The organism is Photobacterium sp. J15, assembly GCF_963870815.1.
Taxonomy (GTDB): Bacteria; Pseudomonadota; Gammaproteobacteria; order Enterobacterales; family Vibrionaceae; genus Photobacterium; species Photobacterium marinum.
The window spans coordinates 117,417-124,416 of record NZ_CAWMUI010000003.1 but is presented as its reverse complement, the minus strand read 5'-3'; the positions used below and the strand labels follow the sequence as shown (position 1 = coordinate 124,416).

The 7,000-nt window shown below is 39.9% G+C and carries 3 protein-coding genes; 1 reads left to right on the top strand and 2 read right to left on the bottom strand.

Features of this window, described 5'->3' with window-relative positions; translation table 11 throughout:
* Window positions 1–338 precede the first annotated feature (338 nt).
* Entirely contained in the window at window positions 339–2,306 is a 1,968-nt protein-coding gene (locus tag AACQ93_RS25420; protein ID WP_157097674.1) for a replication initiator protein RctB domain-containing protein, read from the bottom strand.
* A gap of 1,657 nt (window positions 2,307–3,963) precedes the next feature.
* Between AACQ93_RS25420 and AACQ93_RS25415 the strand changes: the two genes are divergently transcribed.
* Window positions 3,964–4,404, top strand: a complete 441-nt coding sequence (locus AACQ93_RS25415; protein ID WP_084419538.1) for a dihydrodipicolinate synthase family protein — start codon at window positions 3,964–3,966, stop codon at window positions 4,402–4,404.
* 152 nt (window positions 4,405–4,556) lie between these two features.
* Here the strand turns inward: AACQ93_RS25415 and AACQ93_RS25410 are convergent, their stop codons facing one another.
* Window positions 4,557–6,542, bottom strand: a complete 1,986-nt coding sequence (locus tag AACQ93_RS25410; protein ID WP_064609923.1) for a hypothetical protein — start codon at window positions 6,540–6,542, stop codon at window positions 4,557–4,559.
* Between the last annotated feature and the right edge of the window lie 458 nt (window positions 6,543–7,000).

The following is a 7,000-nucleotide window of genomic DNA, read 5'->3' as shown; positions in this document are numbered from 1 at the left end:
TTATTATTTATAGCTATTCACAGAGCAAGTATGAGCATGCATATCATATGACTCATAACATGAGTCGATGCAACCATGTTATCTTCAGTAAGAAGGGGCTTGCCTCATTCTCATAAACATCACCAAAAACACAGTAAGATAATGAAATTTAAAGTTTTTAATTAAAAAAGATAGAAATATCGACGACCTATCACAATGAGACAAAAAGTAATCTTTCTCCCCTTAACCGATGAGGAGAAGAATGGAAAAATCTAGGTATTTCAAAACCATCAAAAGGGTAGGATGGCGGTTGCTCCAATATAGTACCAGAGCAAGGCCCGCATAAATCAATTAACGTATTATTTACTTACCGCCCTGACAATATCATGGGCCAAGATATCTAAAGCATCTTCATTACCATCCGTCTGATAATCAGCAAGCAATTTACGTTCAGCTTTGCGTCGAGTGAAAAACGCGATGACATCGCCTAAAACCCAATTATCAGTGATCTGATACAAAGCATCAGACAGGGCATCAATCGTTTGCTGTTGAATAATCACGTTATCTTGTTCAAGTGGTGGTGTTTCTTTTCTTACCTGCTTCAAATAAGCAAGCACCTTGCTGTGAGAGACCGCACTTTTATTTTTAACGGTCACCAACTCAGCCAACTCAAGGCAATCACTGTCATTGTTATAATGCGTCATAGAGATACTGACCATCTTCGACAGACGAACAATGGTAACGTACTTACGACGCGTGATATTAATACCATCGACAGAGCGAATACGTGCAACAGGTTCAGGATTCACCACTTTCTCATCAACAACAGGCTTAGCCACTGACATCTCAAAGAATTTACTATCAGCCAATTCACTCATAGGATTATAAATCGTTGGTGCATCTTGCGTATGGCTACTTAACTCAAGCGCAGCTTTCCAACTCTCCTTATCAAGATGAATCGAAATCATATCCTCATAGAAATCGATCACGATCTTGTAACCAAACAAATTCATACGAATCAGCTCGGCTTTATTCCCTGTTTTTGCGATTTCAACATTACACAATTCTTTGGTTTTCCGGTGTTTACAACTGCGCTTTAAATCAGCTGTAAACTGATTGTAAGAAACTTGACGCGCTATACGTGTGTGTAATGTCTTCAAATCCAATGAATACGTTTTTTGCTGAGTGTGGCTCTCTTTAATTGAATTTCGACAAAATAGATACAGAATGAACAAAGTTCCATCGACCGCCAAGCTAGCCTTAGGGAAAACATAAGGTGTTTTGCCAAAAATAAGTTTATCGAAAAAGTGTTGTGGCCAGCGAACGATGTAGGCCGTTGCATTATCCTCTAGTTCATTATCTACAATAGAAGCTGAATGGCATGAAACAGGTGTTGCATCCAAAATCCGATAGCGCTCAGTTGCGAACATTTCATGCAGTTCATTATTAATGTTCACTTCTTTCAGTGCATTGAAATCGTAATGGCTGTCCCTAAGGGCGTTGATACTGGTACGAATTTTTTCGTAATTAGGTTTAGACCGAGACATCCCCCTAACTCTCAAAATCTCGTTGATCGTTATTGGGGTTTCATTTTCTGGCCGTTTACACTCACGAAGATAAAGATCCCGATAATGTTGGTGGTAGCCATAAGTCAGGGATATCATGGTGTAATAATTTTGTAGATCGTCTTGATTGACAATGCGTGAGGTTGACTTAACCTGAGCAGGACATTTGTGTAATTTACCCTCTTCATCCTTGATGTTTACATAACCTGCAAGTTGTTTGACATTTTGCTTTGTAAAGGCCAGCAGTTGCTCAAATGGATAGCTAGTTTGATGGCGTACAACCTGTGTAGACTCTGGGTTTGGTGACTCGTTAAAGCCCAAGTCTTTAAGTTTTTTTTGTGTTTGTTTTCTATTTTTTTGGCCTCGACTAATATTGGCTTTGACCAAATGAGTCTGGTTGATATCTTCAACCATATGACGGGCACTGTAAGCATTCAAAGAGAACATACTGATGCGTCGTTTTGATGCACTGACAAACTGGAAATCCATGTCTTTAAGGATTTCCTTCTCCTTCAATTTGGAGATACTGTAAGCAACTTGACGATCAGAAAAAGGGGTAGGTAATAGTTCTTTGATCTTCTTGATCGAAGTAAGATTTGCTTCATCCTTAAAGTGTTGACCATTAATGATGGCTTCGATGAACATTAGTTCTTTGTCACTTAAAACACCGCTTTCTGCAAAATCTTGAATCCTAAACTCAAACGGTTGTTGATACGTAAACAAGTTTCCATCGTTTGGCGTTTTTGTCGTGACAGTAATCATCGCTCGTGGTGTAAAAAAGTTGTGGTTTAGGGAGTATATGTCTTTTCTAAAAAACAAAAAAGATCTTTTCTTATTTTTTGGATCGTTTGCCTAACTCCTTAAGATCTCTCTTAAAATAATCTTTATCTTCCTTTTTCTTTATTTCTTGATCTTATGATCTTTTATATACACATTGGGATAAGTCTAATTTGTTTATTATTTTCAGTGCCTTATGTTAATTGGCTTTAAAACGACAAACGTTGAAGATCAAATAGACCAACGATAAATAACCAAAATACAAACGATAGATGGCTGATATACAAACGAAAAAAAGCAAGTAAACGGACGAAGGATTGCTAATAGACAAACGATAGCCTCTCACAGGTTATCCACAGGATGTTGCAATAAAAAAGTTTAAAGATGGGGTTTATGGATTTGTTGGTTCACTTAGGCGCTATTTTTTTGATCACTAGATTATTTTTTAGTTGAATTTTGAGAAAAAGTCTTTCGTCGTGTAAAAACGCCATACTGTTTTGTATATTAGTAATTGATTATTTTGTATGCAGAGCTATGGCTTAAGTAATTAACTATCTGATTTGTTTAGGGAATTAATCAAATAGATTAATAATCTAAGGGGAGTAAATTCCAAGTTATAGCTATTTATGACCTCGTTTAGTAAGTACGATTATCTAATCGAAAAAGGATAGTCGGTATTGAACGCTGTTATCTAGTCGACAAACGATAGCTGGAAGTGAACGCTGTTATCTAATCGACAAACGATAGCTGGAAGTGAACGCTGTTATCTAATCGACAAACGATAGCTAGAAGTGAACGCTGATATCTAATCGACAAACGATAGTTGGGTGTGAACGTTGATATCTAATCGACAAACGATAGCTGGAAGTGAGTGCTGTTATCTAATCGACAAACGATAGTTGGGTGTGAGCGCTGATATCTAATCGACAAACGATAGTTGGGTGTGAACACTGATATCTAATCGACAAACGATAGTTGGGTGTGAACACTGATATCTAATCGACAAACGATAGTTGGGTGTGAGCACTGATATCTAATCGACAAACGATAGTTGGGTGTGAGCACTGATATCTAATCGACAAACGATAGTTGGGTGTGAGCGCTGTTATCTAATCGACAAACGATAGCTGGAAGTGAGCGCTGATATCTAATCGACAAACGATAGCTGGAAGTGAGCGCTGATATCTAATCGACAAACGATAGTTGGGTGTGAGCGCTGATATCTAATCGACAAACGATAGTTGGGTGTGAACACCTTTATCAAAGATAAAAATCTATTTTTTAACGATTAACTGAATAGATGCTTACCCTTGAGGCGGTAAACCTTATTAAATCAGTCAGTTATCTTTTTTGATGGTCTTCGCGGTGTAAAAAATAGTGTGGTTTGGTATTTTGTTTGAGGGGACGTAAACGCCCTTCACCGTGTAAAAGTGTGATCGATGTTCGTATATTGGATTCATACTGTTTGTCTGTTTGTCTGTTTGTCTGTTTGTACCATTACGGTCTTCACCGTGTAAAAAAGAGCAAGCTGTTCGTATATTGGATTATGTGCAGTTGACTATAGATACGTGAAGTCTTGTTTTGATGATGTCCTCATTAATCACTAGTTACTTGTCTATTTTCTTTATCTTGCTACTTAGCTTTGATCCGCGGCATATCTTTCTTTTGTCTAAAGCCAAGATGTAATCCACCTGTTGAGTATACCCAGGCGTTACTTGCCGCTAAACCTGATGCCGTCGTGCTCAATGGTTATGCCGGACTTTACATGTTGGACATGCTTGAGGCTGGCGGCCATGGCGTGATGCCCGGTTGTTCTTTTACTGAGGTATATGTTGCTATTTACCGACTGTTTGAACAGGGAGAGAAAGCTCAAGCCCGGCAATTGCATAAACAGTTACTGACGTTTATCCAACGTTGGATGAGTCATTGTGAATATATCATCAAAGTGGAAAAACAAATTCTAGCTGCGCGTGGAATAATTCGTTCCGATTATTGCCGACAGCCTGATTATGATAGTGAATCCAGTGTGGAAGACGTGTCGGTGTTTTTAGCGCAGTTTGGCCAATATTTGGAGGGTGGTTAACTTAGCTTCTAGCATGTTGCTATCCGTTGTGTGTGCTCAAAAGCCCCTCAGGTAATGAGAGGCTTTTTCATATGATGGAGCTGTGTTGAGAACAATCTGCTTAGTATGGCTGGGTGAAAGTGGGAGATGGTCCCTTTACCCTTTAAACTTATTTACTGGCGTACTGAGCAGACATCGGAGACTTGTGCTTCTGCTGTCACTTCGACCTGGTAGGTTTTGTCTCCTTGATAGTAGCTATATGTGGATTCATCCGAGATGGGGGTATGTCTCAGGTTTGCACCGACTTCGCCGTCTGCCACCATCTCAAACCCGCCATTGTGACCTTTTACCTTGCTGGAGGTGTTGGAAAGTGCGTATTTGGTGAGTTTTATTGGGTAGGTTTGTAAGGTTATGCTGCTTGAAAGCGTTTCACGGTCAAGTTGCGTTATGTCGCCATCGTATTTTTCCAGCAAATGCGTGGGTACACGCATGACTTTGAGATACAGCTTGATGTTGCGGTAGTCGACGTTACTGCTACCAATTAAGCTCGGTAGTGAGAAGTTGACGGTATTGCGGCCAAAGGTGTCTTCCCATTGATCTATTGGTACCATTTTGCTGCTGATGATCTCCCGCTGTTCGCCTTTTTGTTCCGAGCAATAGAAATAATCACAGATTTTTTTTGGTTGATTAGAGTATTTGGCCATGCCGTCGGCAATGGAGGTACGCTCTGTTCTGGCTTCTAGACCAACCAGGATCTCAATTCCTTTGCTACGCGCTCCTTTGGGAACAAAAGCGACCAATTGTTTCTTTGTAAAGTTGAGTTTTGGGCCCCTGTTTCCCCAAAACATAGCTCCTTTTAGGGTATAGCCGTTATCGGTGAGATAGGAAAACTCTTTTGCCATAACGTTAGCTCTTGGGATGTATTCTGCCTCAGGGACTGACTTCAAGGAAAAAGATCCTTTGGGTGTATCCAAGCTATTTGGAAAGTCGGTGTAGAGTGGACGGACTGAGGAGATAACTTTTGCGTTGCCTTTTAATGCCAGCTCGCCAACGCTGATATAGCTTGATTCGTCTGGCAGTTCAAATCCATCCAGCACTTTCTTGGGAGCGACATCAATATACCCCAGTCCTTCTGATGCTTTTCCTAGAATCGTTGATGCGAGGGGGACGCCAACCATTTCTGCCCCTTTACCGACGATGGTAAACCCAGCTTTCAGTCCATTGATTACGTTATTAAGTTGTTCGTTGCCCTCTGTTTTGTAAACGGCTTTAGCAAAGCGATGGGTTTGCATTGTTTGGGCTAGCTGTCCATAGTTGCGGTATGTCAGCACCCCCAGTGCATCGACATCCAGTTGCTGGCCGTCTTTGAGGTAAGAGGCCAGAAAATCCGGCTCGGCATACTGACCACTGGCAATAACTGGGGTTGCACTAGCAAAAGATCTGCCCCCTAATTGGATTTCACCACTTTGAACCATGTTGATGTTCAGGACTAGATTGAGCGGGTTTAAAGTTGCACAAGGATCAAAGGTAATTGGAATATCGCCATAAACAAATTGCCCGGCATCATGCGCATAGAGCGGTGAAATGGTTGAACCACTACTGGCAAATTGCTGTGGGGAATCAAGTCCTGCGGGTTTGAAAGTACCGAATAAGTTATAGGGTCTGTTACGGGTAAATGGTACTGTAGACTGTGTGGTTAGAGTCAGTTCAACACTGTTGTAAGTGTAGGGGGGGTGGTTAATATACGCTATTATTCTAGCGACAGCGCGGGCACGATTATACAGTAACACATAGGGGTAACTATAATCTTTGGTTTCCTTTGCCTGGCCAGTTTGTTTATTGAAACCGAGGTTATAGTCTAACATTTCCCAGCCGTCTTCTTCATAGAAGTCAGGGACGGTTTGATAATTGCTGCCGCTTGAAAATGGGAATTTTATTTTATCATTGGAATAAAAAGGTGATGTCACCCGGATTACATCACCATAATCACTAGATTTAAAATCATTGATTAACCAGTGCTTCATTTGCCAATGGAATGGTTGGTTTTCATAGTTTGAAGCATGAATGTCCGTATCCATTGCTGTTGCTATATTCATTGAAAATGCAAAGGGGCTAGCAATAAGTGCTGAAAGCACTAAGGCAGTATATTTCTTCTTCATTTTGTTCACTATGTTTTATTTTATAAAAAGATAATGTTGAGTAACTTTCACTATTAATATATTACTCTTTCATTTCTCAATATTTGTGAGTGGCTATACAATTCTATGAATTACTATTAGGCAAACATTTATCTAAGTGGCTTAAGATGACCGTATTTATGGGTAGGTATATTCAATGATCTTTTGTGGCCTCTTTGACTGCTGACAACCATCCTTGACGTCCAGTCTCAGCAATGGTTGACTGGTACAGTTATCATTATTAGGCAAGGCTGTTTTTACGTTTTATAAATTAACATTTCAAATTATTTTTATTGTTGGTGATATTGGTTTTTCAGCTTAGATCTATGAATTATATATATTTTATTTACGGTTTGCCTAAGTCGTTCAGAGGGGGCGAAATTAAATGTTGTTTTATCTTGATTCAGTGGAGTTTGGAATAAACAAGCATCAAGCTAATG